Below are 16,757 nucleotides of genomic sequence, written 5' to 3' on the forward strand. Positions count from 1 at the left end.
GCAGGCCCTCACACAGCGCCCTATCCGCGCACGCTCTTAGACAGCCACTTTGGCACGAGCCCCTAAGGTCATGGCCTCAGATCGGGCACTGCGGGCAGGTCCACAGACTGCCCGACGCGCCGCAAGCTTACGGGGCCGCGATCTCTCGCCCCAAAGCAGCTCCAACCCAAAGCTGCTCCGCCGACCTGAGCGAGAGATGCAGCGACGCGACCACTAACTCCTCCATTGCGGATCTGGATCTTGACCCAATCGCGGATATGCAGGCCGACTGTTCGGCTGCGGACCTACCGATGAAGCGTCGCCATCGTTGACAATTTCCCGCCCGGCATCCACAGGTTCAACGCGCCAACCAGAAGGTAGCATGACCGCCTCCTCCATGTTCAACACCCTGGCTCGACTCAGGTCGATACCGCGCGCAAAGGTGGACGCGGATCTAGGGAAAGACGGATCCACGAGCCTAACGTCAGCGTAAAACTGTGCATCGGTGAACCATGCCTCATCTTTAAAAATCACGCGAGTCAGGGAGTGTTGCTGCCGGAATGCACTTCCCCTGAAATCTGCCACACCTTCATATACCGAATCATGAGAGAACAGATGCCCCATGCACTCTACACCATCAAACGCTGCATATCCTTTGAATTCCGCATGCGCAAAGCGCGCAGATCCCAATAATACGGCACCCGAAAAGCGGGACTGCCCGATGAATTTTGCCTCATCGAAAGCGGGCTCAGAGAGGAAGCATTCGGAAAAGTCAACGTCAACCAGAACCGCGCCACAGAGATTCAGTGTGACATCCGGCCAGTATGACGGGTTATCAATCACCTCCCGCCCCCGACCCTCGAAGCGCATGCCGAGAGGTTCCGGCCGCAAGTGCCTGGCCAAAATGTTTTGCGCGGCGCTCCGGACCTGCCGCTCTTGATGAGTGGCCGCATCTTGATCCCTCAGTCCGCCTGCATCCCTACAGTCAGCTGGTGGATCAAATGGCATCCGAAGGTAGGCGCAGATCACTTCTACAACGACTTGCCGGTGCTCCTTGTTATGTTGAGCTAGTCGCTCAAGCGAGTATAGTCCACCTAACCTGACAGTGGCCTTTTCGTGCCCCAACTGCTCGACTGCTTGGCTATACAGCTCAGTTACCCGACGTTCGGCGGCATCGTGAATATTGGCTTCGGCTACCTTTTCAGTATGCGCTTGTGCCCGCTCTGCTCGTTCGCCTGCCAGCTCGTCAATACGTTGACGGCGATAGCTAGTAACGAGAGCAATCAAGGCGCCCACGCCGGCAACAACTGCGAATACTAGCTTCAGAAGCTCCAGTTGTGCCGTTGTATCCAGCGGCTTGGGATTAGCTTTTGGCGGAGACCCCAGAAACCAATTGAGAAAAAACCACGTACTGATACATAGCAGCGCAGAAGCGGCTACAGATACGACGAGAGCTCGGCGGATAGACCAAAGCCCCAGTGCGCGATGTGCGTCTCTGGGGTTCGGGCTCTGAGGCACAGGCGGTTCAGGCATAGCGGATAGCGTGCCAGACGGAGGCGCACTTCCGTCACACACCGGACATCAATCGGCCACCGATGGACCGCAACACCCTTCTCTGAGCACCGCACCACATCGAGCTTCTATCGTCCTCCGCTGAACTTGGTGCAAGGAACTGCCGAGGGCATGGCCAGCTGATGCCACATCAGGTTCTTGGACGTGGGCAGGGCGGATGTGTATCTGCGGAAGAACTGGGTGGCTCACGCTGAACTGCTAGCCGGTGGTCGCCGCGGTTGCTGTACAGCAGCGAAGTGCAGCAACCGCGGCAGCCTCAAGCGGCTACCGTCGCCTCCGTAAGACCAGCTGACCAGGCCCGACGAAACCAGCAACCTCCCCGCCCGTAGTTCGCATCGATGGGCGGGAGTCCCACAGTCAAGCGCCAGTCCTCGGCCTCGCCAGAGCTGGGGCAGTCTGACAAGCGGGCCGTGCCGTCGGCGTGATCGAACTTCCAAAATGGTGATCGCTCGTACTGACGGCGTACATCGCGCGAGTCCCGACAGGAGTGCACGCAAACCGGCTTCCTGTCGAATACGTGTCGAAGTTGCTCTGGCATGGAGCGCTTGCCTCAAGGAAGAGCCAGGTCAAGGCGGTGCGGTCGGTGAACTGCATTGGTCTCTTCTAAGCACTTGGCCGCAGGTTCGAGTCCTGCCGGGGGCGCCCAAAACATGGCTGGTCAGTCCCCTCGCCTTCTCGGTTTCCGGTGAGGGGAGCGATCGCCTGCCGCGTGAGAGCACTCAGCTCCCCCGCTGTCGCCGCGGGCACTGTCGCCTGGAGCTGGATCTCGCGTCGGGGTCGGTGGTATCGGACCTCCGGTTGGAAGGCGTCGTAGAGGCGGCGCTGGTCCGGTTCCGGGAGCGCGGCGATGCTGGTTCCCAGCCGGGGTAGGAGGTCGATGAGGTCCGTGCTTTGCTGATGTTCCTGTTTGCGGAGCTGTTCAGCTTTCTCTGCTTCGTCGGCGCCGGCCGCGGGCAGGGCGGCGGTGAGCTGGGCCCGGAGCGGCTCACCGCGGTGTGGGCCGAGGAGGCGTTCGCCGAAGAACCGGTGGACCGCTTCCAGGAGGATCTTTTGGCTGGCCCAGAGGGATTTGGGGTGCTGGTCGAACCAGTCGGCGTTGCGGTGGTGGACGTCGTCGCGGTAGCAGACGAAGTGCGGGCGGTCCTTGCTGGTCTTGCCGAACATCCGGCGCTCGCACAGGGCGCAGCGGACGTAGGAGCGCAGGGGTAGGTGCGTTTGGTGGCGGGGTGGGTGTTGGGCTCGGTGCTGGAGCGGGAGCCCTGGCGGGATCTCTTCGTGGTCCAGACGGTGTTGAAGAGTTCGCGGGTGGTGAGGGGCTCGTGGACGGCGTGCGGGGACCAGATCCATTCGGTTACGGGGTTGCGCTTGTTGCCTCGTTTCTTGCGGGCTTTGCGGTTCCCGATCTGGTAGCCGGTGTATTTGGGGTTTTCGAGGATGCCGCGTACCGCCTGCACCGTCCATTGACCGATGGTGGCCTCGGGTCGATTGGCTTCCGGGGCGGGGTACTTGGCGAGGTTCTGGTTGAGGCGGTCGGCGATCGCCTGGTAGCTGAATCTCCCCAGGGCGCGTAGCCGGAAGATCTCGCTAACGCTTCCGCGGTGAGACCGGGTGCATCCGCATTGTTATGCGGATGCACCCGGCGTCTTCGCGGTGGGCGGCTACTTAGACACCGCGGGCCTCGCTGTGGCGGGTCGGCTTCCGGCGCCCGCACCCCGGCGACCAATCGATCACGGGGGGGCAATCGGTGCAGCGCCGCGACCAGGGCCGTCGCGCACGCTCGGCGCAGGGTGTCGGCATTCATCTCCGACAGGCCGATGTGGCGCACCCCGCCCTCGGCCACCAGCTCGCTCATGGCGACGGCGGTGACCTCGATGGGGACGGGGGGATCGCGGCGGTGGAGGTGGTAGGGGTCGAGATGCTCCGCCCCAAGCCGCCGCAGCGAAGCTTCGCAGGCCCTCTTGGCGTACACGGGCGTCGGGGCGACCCGCCGGGCGCCGGGGCCGACGGACCGTACGACGCCGAACTCACGTGTTCACCAACGGGATACGACGTGCCGGCGGGGCCGGCCCGGTGGGTGGAGAGCCAGGCGTCGGTGCCACCACCCGAGCCGGGTCCAGAACCCCGGCGGCCCGGTTGTGACGGCCGTCAGTCCGTGGCCCCGGGCTTCACCGACGTCACGTCGAACTGCCCGCCGCACACCCGCAACCCGTCGGTACCGGTGGTCACCGCGTCCTTGGAGCCGGGCGGGTAGGCGCGGACCAGCTGCGCCGTGGACCAGCACGGCGTGTCCGAGACACCGTCGTTGACGGTGTGCAGCACGGCGTGCGCGCTCTGTCCGGGCTTCAGTCGGACGGTGCCGCCCGCGGCGCCCGAGCGGGTGGCGGGCTTGCCGACCGGCGTGCCCTCCTTGAGCGTCAGCGAGACGCCGGGGAACCCGCGCAGCGAACAGGCCGTCTTGCCCGTGTTGGTGAAGACCAGCGGTATGTGGATGTTGCCCGCGCCGATGTCCGTGCGGCCCAGGCGCAGCGACAGGTTGTCCGCAGTGCAGCGGTCCGGGGCGGTCATCGTCGAGGTGTGGGCCTGGAGCGCGCTCGGCCCGTTGGCCGCCTTGCCGTTGGCGGACTTCGCCCCGGCGCCGGACGAGGATCCGGCGGCCCCGGAGGAACCCCCCTGAGTGGTCACCGCGGTTGCGGGCGCGGAGGCCGACGAGGAGTGGGCCGCGGAGTCCTTCCCGCTCTGGCAGGCGGACAGCGCGAGCGCCGTGACGGCGATCAGCGATCCGGCGGCGACCCGGCGGCCGTGGCGGAGAGTCTTGGTGGCGAGCGACATCTTTCCGTCTCTTCCTCGTCTGCTGGTGCACGCCCATCCCGGGATGGGGGGCACGGTCGGTCCGTTGTGCTTCGAGCGTGATCCGAGGCACTGCCGGACCGCTAATGAGGAGCTAACGCACCGCTAATGCCGCAGCCGCATGGGGTCGGGGTCGTCGCATGGTGGCCGGTTGCACCGCCGTCGCACCGGCGGATGCCCCTCTGCCTTCCGGTAGAGGGACAGTCCCCCGTAGGTCGCAGGATTCCGGCGCGGGCGGGCCTGACAATCGGTGGTATGTCGTTCAGCGCCCCACCAGCCTCCGCACCGTGTCTGTCTGCCCGGGGCCCCTTCGCCGGGCCGGGAGAACAGGGGTGGCAGCTGTGGCGTACGGCGGGTGAGGCGGTCCTCGGCGGGCTGTTGGTGCTGCTCACCTACCTGGTGCTGGACTGGTACAGGGGTGTGCCGTCGATGCTCGGCATGACGCTCGACGGCTGGGTCATGGTGGTGCTGGCACTGGCCGGGAACGGGCTGGTGCTGGTGCGGCGCCGGTTCCCTGCGGCGAGCGTGCTGGGGCTGTCCGCGCTGATGGGCGTGCTGCCTCCCACGGGGCTGCTGACCGCGGTGGCCTCGTACACCGCGGCCCGGCAGACGGAGGCGCGGCGACGGCGTACCGCGCTGCTGCTCACGGGGCTTGCGCCGGCCATGCTGGTCTGCTTCGCGTTGGCTCCCGTCACCGGGCTCGGCAGCCGGTCGTACGGGCTCGGGCTCGGTGCGGTGCTCGCCGCGACCACGGTCCTGGTACCGGGCTTGGTCGGCACCGCGCGCGGGCAGCAGGACCAGCTGGTGCGGGCACTGCGGGAGCGCACGGCCGCCGCCGAGGAGGCACGGCGGCTGGCCGACAGCGAGTCGCGGATGCACGAGCGGTCGCGCATCGCGGCGGAGATGCACGACCTGGTCGGGCACCGGCTCAGTCTGATCTCGCTGCACGCGGGCGGCCTGGAGATGGCACTGCAGAGGCAGGCCCCCGAGCTGCGGGAGGAGGCGTCGCTGGTGCGCTGTGCCACCCGCGATGCCATGCGGGAGCTGCGTGAGGCGCTGGGGGTCCTGGGCCCCCTGGGACTGGACACCGGCACCGACGCACTGACCGACGCCACCGGCACCCGTTCCGACATCGAGGCACTGGTGGCGGAGTCACGTGGTGCCGGCATTCCCGTCGAGTTCTCCTGGGAGGGGGACGATCTCGACACGCTGCCGGCACGGGTACGTCGGGCGGTGCACCGGGTGGTGCGCGAGTCGCTCACCAACGTGCACCGGTACGCGACCGGGGCCCATGTGACGGTTGTGGTCACCCGCACCGCGGAGCGGGTGGAGGTCCGGGTGCGCAACGGCGCTCCGCCCGTACCGCCCACCACCGCCACGGGGCTGGGCTCCGGACGCGGGCTGACCGGCCTGCGGGAGCGGGTGGCCCTGCTCGGCGGCACCTTCGATGCGAGCACGACACCGGGCGGCGGATTCAGCGTGACGGCCGACATCCCCGCCGACCCGGCAGACGCCGCGCGCCCGGCCCCGGGAGATCGGGCGGCGGACGCGGCACCGGACGAGGAACGACTGGCGGGCGCGGCCGGCCTGCCCCGGCCCGACCGACGGCACCGGAGCCTTCAGCAGGGCCTGACGAGGGCGGCCACCGGGCTGCTCGGCCTGGTGGGCGTGGGGGCGATGATGCTGTTCGGGGTGGTCCTGGCGGACAAGGCGAAGCCACACCCCGAATACCAACCCTTCGAGCCCCGGGTGGGGATGACCCGGGGCCAGCTGCAGAGCAAGGGGATCTCCGACTACGGCGTGGTGCGGGCAGCCGCCGCCGGCCGGGAACCGCGACGCCCTCGGTCCGCCGAGGACTGCATGTACCCGTGGGTCGACGACCAGGCCAAGGGCGGGCGGCTGCCGATGGTCCGCTACTGCTTCCGCTCCGACATCCTGATCTCCATCGACCACTTCACCGTGCCTGTGGTCACCGAACCGTAACCGCCCTATGGGAGCAGGACACATGACTGACCAGGCCGACTCCACCGCCTCCGCGGCCGGCTCCGCGATCCGGGTGCTGCTCGCCGACGACGAGCAGATGATCCGGCACGGCGTCCGGCTGATCCTCCGGCACGCGGAGGGCATCGACGTGGTCGGCGAAGCCGCCAACGGAGCCGAGGCTGTTCAGCTTGCCGCCGAGCACCGGCCCGACGTGGTGCTGCTCGACATCCGGATGCCGGTACTCGACGGGCTCGCCGCCATCGACCGGCTGTGTGCGCTCGACCCCGCCCCGCAGGTCGTCATGCTCACCACCTTCGGCGACGAGGAGAACGTCCTGCGGGCCCTGGCGGCCGGCGCCACCGGCTTCCTGCTCAAGGACGAGGGCCCGCAGGAGCTGATCAGCGCCGTACGGTCGGCCGCCGCCGGGGACGCGGTCCTCTCGCCCGGAGTCACCGGGACCGTCATCCAGCGGATGCTGCGCGGCGGCGCGGCCAGTGCCGTGATCACCGGACCGGACCAGCGGCTGGCGAGCCTGACGGCCCGCGAACGCGAGGTCCTGACCATGCTGGGCGAGGGCCTGTCCAACCTGGAGATCAGCAAACGGCTGGGCATCGGCGTGGGGACGGTCAAGTCACACGTCCGATCGATCCTGGACAAGACCGACTCGAACAGCCGGGTCCAGGCGGCACTGCTCGCCCACCAGGCGGGTCTGATGGGCTGAGCGGGACGTGTATCCGGTGGGTATCAGGGAGCGCTTGATTGTCCATCGAATCACCGCGCCGGCCCATGGCGAAGGGGGCTACAGGAGGTTGGAGTGCCGTGGCCCCGCCGGCTGTCTGGACCGGTTCTACCCTGTCTGACCTGGGGATTCGCGGAGGGAAGAGGCCGCGGGGAAGGCGCTGTGTGCCCCTCTGCGCCGCAGTCGCCGCGCCCGCTGTCTGCCGTATCGTTCGTTTCAGGTCTCCGGCTGTGCGTGCAGCCGGGATCGGTGTCTCATCCGGACCCCTCCGACAGGAGTTTTCTGCCCGTGTCCTCGTCTGCCCCGGCTGGGGCCTCTTCGCGCCCTGTTCGCGTGTTGCTGGTGGAAGACGACGAGCTGATGCGCCGGTCCTTCACCGTCGCCCTGGAGCGCTACGGCTACGAGATGCAGGCCGCGGCCGACGGCCTCACGGGGCTTGAGCTCTTCCGGGACGAGGACTTCGACCTGCTGATTCTGGACGTGATGCTGCCCGGTCTGGACGGGATCGGCCTGTGCCGCAGAGTCCGGGAGACCAGTCTGGTCCCCGTTTTGATGATGTCCGCCCGCGGGGACGGACTCGATGTCGTCGCCGGTCTGGAGGCCGGAGCGGACGACTACGTGGTCAAACCCGTGGAGACCTCCGTGCTCGTGGCACGCATCCGCTCGCTGCTGCGGCGGGCGGCCTACGCGCCCGCCCCGGGCCTCGCCCCCGAGCACCCCGGGGGCGAGGGACCGGCGCGGTCCGAGGGGGCGACGCTGGTCTTCGGGGACCTGACCATCGACACCGGCGGCCTGGAGGTGTTCGTCTCCGGAAGCCCGGTGGCACTGACCCCGACCGAGCTGAAGCTGCTCCTGGAGTTCGCCGCCCACCCGGGCGTCGTGCTGGAGCGCCACACGCTGCTGCGCGACGTCTGGGAGTACGGCTGGGACGGCGACAGCCGGGTCGTGGACCTGTGTGTGCAGCGGCTGCGCAGGAAGCTGGGCCGGGACCGGATCGAGACGGTCCGCGGGTTCGGCTACAAGTTCAGGCGCTGAGGCCGGTGCGCCCGTTCCACCGGCTGCGGCCGGACCTCGGGTCCCTGCGCTGGAAGATCGCCGCGCTGGCCGCGGTCACCGCCTGCCTGGTCGTCGCCGCGGTGGGCGTGCTGGTGCACCTGTGGACCGCGCGCGACATCCGCTTCCGGGCCGAAGCGCAGGTCTTCAACGGTGTCTACTCGGCCATGGACGTCTACCGGCGTACCGGAACGCTGGCGGACGGTGCCGAGCTCGATCCGGCCGACCTGCCCGCCGTCCTGCGCGACCCGGCCGACGGCAAGCGGCACACGGCCTACGACGGGCGCGTCCATGCGGACTCCAACGTGGGACCGACCATGTGGGCCGCCCAGCGCACCGGCGGCCCGGGCAGCCCGGTGCTCGCCGTCCAGGTCAACATGAGCAACGACGTCCACACCCTGCGCCAACTCGATGTGACCATGGCGGTGGCCTCGCTGGTCACGCTCGCGGCGGCCACGCCCCTGGCCGTCTACGGGGCCGGGCTGGTCGCCCGCAGGCTGCGGCGGGTCTCCGAGACCGCGGGCCGGATCTCCACCGGGGACCTCGACGCACGCACCGGGCCCACCAAGGGACGCGACGAGGTGGCCGACATCGCCGCCACCGTCGACCTCATGGCCGACAGTCTCGGCCAACGGCTGCGCACCGAGCGGCAGTTCACCGCGGACGTGGCCCATGAACTGCGCACCCCCGTCGGCGGTCTGCTGGCCGCCGCCGACCTGCTGCCACCCGGTGAGACGGAGGATCTGCTCCGGGCCCGCGTACGCGATCTGCGCGGCCTGGTCGAGGACCTGCTGGAGATCTCCCGACTGGACGCGGGCGCCGAACAGCCCATCCGCGCCCATGTCCCGCTCGGCGCGGTCGTCGCGGAAGCCGTGGCGCGCACCGGCTTCGACACCGAGGTCACCGTTGCCGAGGCGGACACCGCGCAGACCGTGGAGACCGACCCGCGACGCCTGGAGCGGATCGTCAGCAACCTCGTCGTCAACGCGCACCGGCACGGAGACGCCCCGGTGCGGGTCACCGTCGAGGGCCGGACGGTCGTCGTACGCGACCACGGTGCCGGCTTTCCCTCGGCCCTACTGCTCCACGGCCCGCGCCGCTTCCACACGGGTGCGGCGGAGCGCGGCTCGGGTCATGGCCTGGGCCTGACCATCGCCCTGGGACAGGCCCGGCTGCTCGGTGCCGAACTGCGCCTGGACAACGCCCCGGACGGCGGCGCCGTCGCTACCCTGCGCCTGCCGACCTGACCGCCCGGCACCCGCAATCCCTACAGAACCGCTGCGGGCCTACAGAACCGCTACGAAGCGGCGCGCACGCCGATACACGGCAGCCCAGGCGCCGATACGTTCCCTCGACACCCTTCGAAGTGCACCTTTCCGCACCCGAAGAGGAGTCCTCCTGTGACCGCCGCCCCCCTTGCCCCACACACGCTGCGCACGAGGCCCGGGATCGCGGCCGCCACCACCGACCTGTCGAAGGTCTACGGCAGCGGTGACACCCGGGTCGTGGCCCTCGACCAGGTCAGCATCGACTTCCGCGAGGGCGAGTTCACCGCGATCATGGGCCCCTCCGGCTGCGGCAAGTCCACCCTGATGCACTGCACCGCCGGACTCGACACCCCCACCTCCGGCAACGTCCGTATCGGCACCACCGAACTGAGCACGCTGGGCGACCGGCAGCTCACCCAGCTGCGTCGCGACCGGATCGGCTTCATCTTCCAGGCGTTCAACCTGCTGCCGACGCTGACCGCGCTGGAGAACATCACGCTGCCGCTGACCATCGCCGGACGCCGGCCCGACCAGCAGTGGCTGGACCGCGTGGTCTCCATGGTCGGCCTCTCCCAGCGCCTCGACCACCGGCCCGCACAGCTGTCCGGTGGACAGCAGCAGCGCGTCGCGGTCGCCCGTGCCCTGGCCGCACGCCCCGCGATCATCTTCGGTGACGAGCCCACCGGCAACCTCGACTCCCGCGCCGGGACCGAGATCCTCGGCTTCCTGCGCGACTCGGTACGCGAACTGGGCCAGACCGTGGTGATGGTCACCCACGACCCCGTCGCCGCCGGCTTCGCCGACCGCGTGGTCTTCCTCTCCGACGGCCGGATGGTCGACGAGATGGCGCACCCCACTCCGGACCGGGTCCTCGACGTCATGAAGAACTTCGACACGAAGAACGTCGGCACGAAGAACGTCGGCACGGAGAACTCCGACGCCCGCTCACGCACCAGCTGACCCGCGCCCGCGCCGCACCTTCCCGTCGCTCCCCGCCCCTCCTACGTTCCCGAAAGCTGCCCATGCTGAGAACAGCCCTGCGCAACGTCCTGGCGCACAAGGCCCGTCTGGTCATGACCGTCCTCGCGGTCTGTCTGGGTGTCGCGTTCGTCTGCGGCACCCTCGTCTTCGCGGACTCCTCCGCCGCGGCCTACCGCGCCGCCGCGTCGAAGAACTTCGCAGACATCGCGGTCAGCGTGACGGCGAAGGAGCCCCCGCCAGGGGCTGCACCGACCCAGCGCACCAGCGTGCTCGACGACGCGCTCGCGCGGAAACTCGCCGACGTACCCGGTGTCGCCGCCGTGCGACCGTCGGCCGACGGCTCGGCCGTCCTGAACGCGGCGGACGGCACCCCGCTGCGGGCCGGCAAGGCATGGGCGAACCTCGCCGCCGCCTACGTACCGGGCAAGGACGGCAACGACAGCCGCTATCCGCTGGTCGAGGGCCGCGCCCCGAAAAGCGCGGACGAACTCGCCGTGGACAGCGGCGCCGCCACCGCCGGCCGCTTCGGCATCGGCGACACGGTCACGCTGGCCACCGACGGCCCGGTCATGACCAAGCGGCTCGTCGGCATCGTCACCACCACCGAAACCCGGGTGACCACCGGCGGCACCCTCGCCCTGTTCGACAAGGCGACCGCCCAGAAGCTGTTCGCGTCCCCGGGCCACTACACCGGCATCGATCTGTCCGCCGCACCCGGCACCGCCCCGTCCGAGCTCTCCCGGCGGGTCACCGACGTGCTGCCGGCCGACCGCGCCGAGGCCACCACCGGCACCGCCCAGGCCGACCAGCAGGCCCTCCTCGTCGACACCCTGACCCGGGGATACGCGAAGATGCCGATGGTCTTCGCCGGAGTCTCGCTGTTCATCGGCTCGTTCCTCATCATCAACACCTTCACCATGCTCGTCACCCGGCGCACCCGCGAGATCGCGCTGCTGCGGGCGATCGGCGCCTCGCGCCGTCAGGTGGTCCGCTCCGTCCTCGCCGAAGCCTTCCTGGTCGGCCTCGCCGCATCGGCAGCCGGCTTCCTGCTCGGCCTCGGCATCGCCTCCGTACTGCCCGACGTCCTGAGCACCGGCGGGAACACCCTGCCCCGCGGCCCCCTGGTGGTCGGCCCGCGCCCCGTCATGGCGGCGCTCGGCGTGGGCGTGGGCATCACCGTGCTCGCCGCCTGGCTGCCGTCCCGCAAGGCGGCCAGGATCGCGCCCATCGAGGCGCTGCGCACGGCCCAGCAGCCACCCACCAGCCGGTCCCGCATCCGCGCCCTCGTGGGCCTGGCCCTCCTCGTCCTGAGCACCGGCCTGCTGATCTCCCTCACCGGCGCGAAGGACGCGTCCGAGGAGAACCTGCGCAGCGCGATGCTCGGCTGCGGTGCCCTCGTCGTCGCCCTGATCGTGCTGGCGCCGTTGCTCGCCGTCCCGGTGATCCGGCTGATCGGACGACTGACCGGCCGCTTCGGGATCACCGGCCGGCTCGCGCAGCGGAACGCGCTGCGCGACCCGCGGCGCACCGCGGCCACCGCCGCCACCCTGCTGATCAGCACCGCACTGGTCACCGGGCTCGCCGTCATCGGCAACTCCACCGGCCGGGCCCTCGACCGCCAGGCCGCGGCCGGTCTCGGCGCCGACTACGTGATCAGCACCCGCACCCCCACCACCGGCATCGACCCTGCCGCCGTGCAGCGGGTGGCCGGCACCTCCGGGGTGCGGACCGCGACCGCCGTCACGGACTCCACCCTGTTCACCGGCGGCGGTGTCCGGCAGATCTCCGGCATCGACCCCCGCACCGTGAACGACGTCATGAAGCTCGACTTCGTCAGCGGCTCCCTGGCGGATCTTCGGCCCGGCCGGATCGCCGTCTCCAGCACCCTCGCCCGCGAGCACGGCCTGCGCGCAGGGGACAGACTCAACGCCGGCCTGGGCCGGAGCCAGGGCTTCAAGCAGTACACCGTCGTGGGCGTCTACAAGGACAACCCCGTCGCCCACGACGCGCTGGGCGCCCGCGCCGAAGTGCAGCGGAACACCTTCAAGCCCGGCTCCGTCCAGCGGATCCTCGTCCGCGCCGACAGCGGCGCGCTCTCGAAGACCACCGAGGGACGGCTGCGCACCGCGGTGGGCAACAACCCGCTGCTGAAAGTGCAGGACCGCGAGGAACTCGTCCGCGAGGCCGCCGGCACCGTGGGCGATCTGCTCACCCTGACGTACGGGCTGCTCGCCATCGGCGTCGTGATCGCCGCACTCGGCATCGTGAACACCCTGGCCATGTCGGTCACCGAACGCACCCGCGAGATCGGCGCCCTGCGCGCCCTCGGCATGGACCGCGCCGGCGTCCGCCGGATGATCCGGCTGGAAGCGGTGACCGTCGCCGCGTTCGGCACCCTCCTCGGCCTGACGGCCGGGCTGTTGGGCGCCTGGGCGGTCGGCTCGCTGGCCAACGGCGCGGTGGAGCAGTACTCCCTGGCGCTGCCCTGGGGAACGCTGCTCCTGGTGTGCCTGGCCTCCCTCGCGATCGGCGCGACCGCGGCCGCCGTCCCGGCCCGCCGGGCAGCCGCCCTGAGCCCGCTGGAAGCTGTCGCGGAGGCGTAACGCACGGCCCGACCCGCCGCGCCGCCGCCTGGGCTTGACCGCCCACCTGCCCGACGGGCGACGGCGCGGCCCGGGAGCCGGGGTCTGTCTTTGGGCAGAGGCGCGGTCTTCCGCAAGGCAGAGTCGCGCCCGGTGTCTCCGACCTTCGGCAGGCCGCCGATTCACGACCTGAGGGCGACGGATCCGGCCGCCTGCGCGACCACGATGGAAGCGAGTCGAGCACCCTTCCCTCAGCCCCCGGAGTCCCCATGCCGCAGGCAGCCAGCACCACCGCAGTCCCCCAGGCCCCGGCCCCCGCCGGGGCCGCCGCGTACGCCACCGGACTGAGCAAGATCTACGGCGCGGGCGAGACCCGCGTCGTGGCCCTCGACTCGGTCTCCGTGGAGTTCGGGCGCGGCCGGTTCACCGCGATCATGGGCCCGTCCGGCTCGGGCAAATCGACCCTGATGCACTGCATGGCGGGGCTCGACACCATCTCCGCGGGCTCCGCCCGGATCGGTGACACCGAGCTCTCCCGCCTGGGCGACCGGCAGCTCACCAGGCTCCGCCGGGACAAGATCGGCTTCATATTCCAGGCGTTCAACCTCCTGCCCACACTGAACGCCATCGAGAACATCACGCTGCCGATGGACATCGCCGGCCGCACGCCCGACCAGGACTGGCTGGACCTGGTCGTAGGGACCGTCGGCCTGGCCGAACGGCTCCGGCACCGCCCCTCACAACTCTCCGGCGGACAGCAGCAGCGGGTCGCCGTGGCCCGCGCGCTGGCGAGCCGGCCGGAGATCATCTTCGCGGACGAGCCGACCGGCAACCTCGACTCCCGCTCGGGAGCCGAAGTCCTGGGCTTCCTCAGGGACTCCGTACGCGAACTGGGCCAGACCATCGTCATGGTCACCCACGACCCGGTGGCCGCCGCCTACGCCGACCGCGTCGTCTTCCTCGCCGACGGACGCCTCATCGACGAGTTGCCCGCCCCCACCGCCGAAGACGTACTCGACCGGATGCGGCGCTTCGAGACCACCGGCCGGACGTGCTGACGCGTTCCTCCGCCGCACGACTCCGACTTTCCGCCGCGTACCTCCAGGACTGACACCACCATGCTGCGTACCGCCCTGCGCAACGTCCTTGCGCACAAAGCCCGATTGATGATGACCGCGCTCGCGGTCCTGCTCGGCGTCGCGTTCGTCTCCGGCACCCTCGTCTTCGGCGACACCACCGCGAACGCCTTCCGCAACGCCTCCACCCAGAGCCTCAAGGGCGTCGCCGTCGCCGTCCAGGCGGGGGAGTCCGCCGGCGACGAGGCACCGGTGTCCCCCGGCGCCGGCACCGCCGCCGGCAAGGACGGCGGGCGCCCCTCTGCCCTCGACGCCGCGCTGGCACAGAAGATCCGCGCGCTGCCGGGCGTCGACTCGGTGCGCCCCACCGTCAACGGCCAGGCCACACTGGCCGGCAAGGACGGCCGCCCGGTCAACGCCGACAGCAGCTGGCAGAACCTGGCCACCAACTACCTGCCCGGCAAGGACGGCAAGGACAGCCGCTTCCCGCTGAAGGAAGGCCGCGCCCCCGCCGCCGAGGGTGAGCTGGCCCTGGACGCCACGACCGCCGAGAAGGCCGGCTACCGCGTCGGTGACACCGTCCGCTTCGCCACCGACGGACCCGCGCTGACCAAGAAGCTGGTCGGCATCGTCACCACCGACGACCCGCGCGTCACCGCGGGCGGCACGCTGACGCTGTTCGACACCACGACCGCGCAGAAGCTGTTCCTCGCCCCCGGCCGGTTCGACGCGATAGCGGTGGCGGCCAAGCCCGGCGCCGACGAGCGCGCGCTGACCGCCCAGGTGCAGTCCCTGCTTCCCGCCAAGGGCGCCCGGGCCACCAGCGGCGCCGACCTGGCCGCCGAACAGTCCCGGCAGATCGCCGAGAACACCACGCGGCTGACGAAGGCGCTGCTGGGCTTCGCGGGCATCGCGCTGTTCGTCGGGGTGTTCATCATCGTCAACACCTTCACCATGCTGATCGCCCAGCGCAGCCGTGAGATCGCCCTGCTGCGGGCCGTGGGTGCCTCGCGCCGCCAGGTCGTCCGCTCCGTCCTCATCGAGGCCGCCCTCGTCGGACTCGGCGCCTCCGCCGCCGGATTCGCGCTCGGCCTCGGCATCGCCACCGCCCTGCACCCCCTGCTCAGCACCGGCGGCGCCGAGTTGCCCGACGGCCCCCTGGTCGTCTCGCCCACCGCTCCGCTGGCATCGCTGGCGGTCGGCGTCGCCGTGACCGTCCTGGCCGCCTGGCTACCGTCCCGCAGGGCCGCGAAGATCGCGCCGGTCGCGGTGCTCAGCAGCGCCGGCCTGGCCCCGCCCGCCCGCTCCCTGAAGGTCCGCACCGTCCTCGGCACACTCCTGACCGGACTCGGTGTCGCGGTCATGCTGTACGTCTCCACGCTGAGGACCAGCAAGGAGACGAACCTGATGACCGCCATGCTCGGCGGCGCCCTCACCCTCTGCGGCATGATCGTCCTGGCCCCGCTGCTCTCCCGCCCGCTGATCACCCTGGCCGGCAAGGTCACCGCGCGCTTCGGCGTCAGCGGCAAGCTGGCCAAGGAGAACGCCCTGCGCAACCCGCGGCGCACCGCCGCGACCTCCTCGGCCCTGATGATCGGCCTCACCCTGATCACCGGCCTCGCCGTCGGCGGGTACTCCACGCAGCGGGCCCTCGACGAGGAAGCGACCCAGGGCCTGGCCGCCGACTACAAGGTCTCCAACAGCGCCTACCGCGGCCTCGAAACCGCCGCGGCCGACGACATCGCCGAACTGCCGGGCGTCGCGGCGGCCGCCCCCGTCGCCTCCGCAAACTTCGACGCCCAGGGCGTCTTCGCCACGATCACGGGCACGGACCCGAAGACGTTCGGCAGGGCAGCGGACCTCACATTCCAGGCCGGCTCGCTGCGTGACGTCGGCCCAGGGAGGATCGCGGTCTCCGACCAGTTCGCACGGCAGGCCGGACTGCATGTCGGCGACACGATCGACGCCGACATGCACACCGGCGGGGGCACGCCGAACACGAAGAACAACAAGAACAACAAGAAGAAGCTGACGGTTGTCGCCGTCTACGCCAAGACCCGCGCCGCGTACGACGCGCTGGGCGCCGTGGCCGACGTCCTCCCCTCCGCCGAAACCCACAAGCTCGACAACGTCCTGGTCAAGGCCGAGCCCGGCAAGGCCGCAGGACTGGAGCAGAAGATCCGCCAGGCGCTCGGCAACAGCCCGCTGCTGAAGGTCCAGACCCGGGAACAGCTCATCAAGGCCGGCAGCGGATCCATGACGACCGTCCTCAACATGCTGTACGGGCTGCTCGCCATGGCCGTCGTCATCGCGGTGCTCGGCGTCGTCAACACCCTCGCCATGTCGGTCTTCGAGCGCACCCGGGAGATCGGGATGCTGCGGGCCATCGGCCTGGACCGCTCCGGGATCAGGCAGATGGTCCGGCTCGAATCGGTGGTCATCTCCCTCTTCGGCGCCCTGCTCGGGATCGGCACGGGCACCTTCCTGGCCTGGGCCGCGGGCAGTCTGACAACGGCGTCGATGCCGCTGTACGAGACGGTCCTGCCCTGGGCCAAGCTCGGGCTCTTCCTCGCGCTGGCCCTGCTGATCGGAGTGCTCGCGGCCATCTGGCCGGCCCGCAGAGCCGCACGGCTGAACATGCTCCGGGCGATCCAGGCGCACTAGGACCCGCGAACGC

Annotated in this window: 11 protein-coding genes and 2 pseudogenes; 9 read left to right on the forward strand and 4 right to left on the reverse strand. The window is 70.2% G+C overall.

Annotation, left to right across the window (positions count from 1 at the left end):
- Positions 1 to 213: 213 nt before the first annotated feature.
- A complete protein-coding gene (locus JNO44_RS17070; RefSeq protein ID WP_205365053.1) occupies positions 214 to 1,512 on the reverse strand; it encodes a pentapeptide repeat-containing protein in 1,299 nt (432 codons plus the stop codon).
- A 930-nt stretch (positions 1,513 to 2,442) separates the two neighbouring features.
- On the opposite strand from JNO44_RS17070, the gene JNO44_RS43490 reads away from it, so the two are divergent.
- A complete protein-coding gene (locus tag JNO44_RS43490; protein ID WP_240167567.1) occupies positions 2,443 to 2,760 on the forward strand; it encodes a hypothetical protein in 318 nt (105 codons plus the stop codon).
- A 71-nt stretch (positions 2,761 to 2,831) separates the two neighbouring features.
- On the opposite strand, the pseudogene JNO44_RS43495 reads toward JNO44_RS43490, so the two are convergent.
- The 3 genes and pseudogenes from JNO44_RS43495 to JNO44_RS17085 all read right to left on the reverse strand — a co-directional run.
- A pseudogene (locus JNO44_RS43495) lies at positions 2,832 to 3,131 on the reverse strand (recombinase family protein); the annotation flags it as partial.
- Positions 3,132 to 3,337: 206 nt separating this feature from the next.
- Positions 3,338 to 3,520 (reverse strand): annotated as a pseudogene (locus tag JNO44_RS17080) (aldo/keto reductase); the annotation flags it as partial.
- Between the two features lie 176 nt (positions 3,521 to 3,696).
- Positions 3,697 to 4,380 (reverse strand): DUF4232 domain-containing protein, encoded by a 684-nt coding sequence (locus JNO44_RS17085; RefSeq protein ID WP_205365055.1) that lies wholly within the window; start codon positions 4,378 to 4,380, stop codon positions 3,697 to 3,699.
- A 273-nt stretch (positions 4,381 to 4,653) separates the two neighbouring features.
- On the opposite strand from JNO44_RS17085, the gene JNO44_RS17090 reads away from it, so the two are divergent.
- From JNO44_RS17090 to JNO44_RS17125, 8 genes are all read left to right on the forward strand, one after another.
- Positions 4,654 to 6,381 (forward strand): sensor histidine kinase, encoded by a 1,728-nt coding sequence (locus tag JNO44_RS17090; protein ID WP_205365057.1) that lies wholly within the window; start codon positions 4,654 to 4,656, stop codon positions 6,379 to 6,381.
- Positions 6,382 to 6,403: 22 nt separating this feature from the next.
- Complete coding sequence (locus JNO44_RS17095) at positions 6,404 to 7,102, forward strand: response regulator (protein ID WP_205365059.1); 699 nt, start codon at positions 6,404 to 6,406, stop codon at positions 7,100 to 7,102.
- A 351-nt stretch (positions 7,103 to 7,453) separates the two neighbouring features.
- Positions 7,454 to 8,155 (forward strand): two-component system response regulator CseB, encoded by a 702-nt coding sequence (gene cseB, locus JNO44_RS17100; protein ID WP_205365061.1) that lies wholly within the window; start codon positions 7,454 to 7,456, stop codon positions 8,153 to 8,155.
- A gap of 5 nt (positions 8,156 to 8,160) precedes the next feature.
- Positions 8,161 to 9,420 carry a sensor histidine kinase gene (locus tag JNO44_RS17105; RefSeq protein WP_205365062.1) on the forward strand — a complete coding sequence of 420 codons (1,260 nt, stop codon included), beginning with the start codon at positions 8,161 to 8,163 and terminating at the stop codon, positions 9,418 to 9,420.
- Positions 9,421 to 9,573: 153 nt separating this feature from the next.
- Positions 9,574 to 10,401 (forward strand): ABC transporter ATP-binding protein, encoded by an 828-nt coding sequence (locus JNO44_RS17110; protein WP_420882653.1) that lies wholly within the window; start codon positions 9,574 to 9,576, stop codon positions 10,399 to 10,401.
- 62 nt (positions 10,402 to 10,463) lie between these two features.
- Complete coding sequence (locus JNO44_RS17115) at positions 10,464 to 13,025, forward strand: ABC transporter permease (RefSeq protein ID WP_205365064.1); 2,562 nt, start codon at positions 10,464 to 10,466, stop codon at positions 13,023 to 13,025.
- Between the two features lie 248 nt (positions 13,026 to 13,273).
- Positions 13,274 to 14,062: an ABC transporter ATP-binding protein gene (locus JNO44_RS17120; protein WP_205365065.1), complete on the forward strand. Its 789-nt coding sequence runs from the start codon at positions 13,274 to 13,276 to the stop codon at positions 14,060 to 14,062.
- Between the two features lie 60 nt (positions 14,063 to 14,122).
- The gene (locus JNO44_RS17125) at positions 14,123 to 16,744 is read left to right on the forward strand and encodes an ABC transporter permease (protein WP_205365066.1); all 2,622 of its coding nucleotides are present in this window, start codon (positions 14,123 to 14,125) and stop codon (positions 16,742 to 16,744) included.
- The last annotated feature ends 13 nt before the right edge of the window (positions 16,745 to 16,757 follow it).

The organism is Streptomyces noursei, from assembly GCF_016917755.1.
GTDB lineage: Bacteria > Actinomycetota > Actinomycetes > Streptomycetales > Streptomycetaceae > Streptomyces > Streptomyces yunnanensis.

Excerpts from the sequence above, each read along its gene's own strand:
- JNO44_RS17120 (WP_205365065.1), top strand. The coding sequence starts at position 13,274 with ATGCCGCAGGCAGCCAGCACCACCGCAGTCCCCCAGGCCCCGGCCCCC.
- JNO44_RS17095 (WP_205365059.1), top strand. The coding sequence starts at position 6,404 with ATGACTGACCAGGCCGACTCCACCGCCTCCGCGGCCGGCTCCGCGATC.
- JNO44_RS17115 (WP_205365064.1), top strand. The coding sequence starts at position 10,464 with ATGCTGAGAACAGCCCTGCGCAACGTCCTGGCGCACAAGGCCCGTCTG.
- JNO44_RS17090 (WP_205365057.1), top strand. The coding sequence starts at position 4,654 with ATGTCGTTCAGCGCCCCACCAGCCTCCGCACCGTGTCTGTCTGCCCGG.
- JNO44_RS17070 (WP_205365053.1), bottom strand. The coding sequence starts at position 1,512 with ATGCCTGAACCGCCTGTGCCTCAGAGCCCGAACCCCAGAGACGCACAT.
- JNO44_RS17085 (WP_205365055.1), bottom strand. The coding sequence starts at position 4,380 with ATGTCGCTCGCCACCAAGACTCTCCGCCACGGCCGCCGGGTCGCCGCC.
- JNO44_RS17125 (WP_205365066.1), top strand. The coding sequence starts at position 14,123 with ATGCTGCGTACCGCCCTGCGCAACGTCCTTGCGCACAAAGCCCGATTG.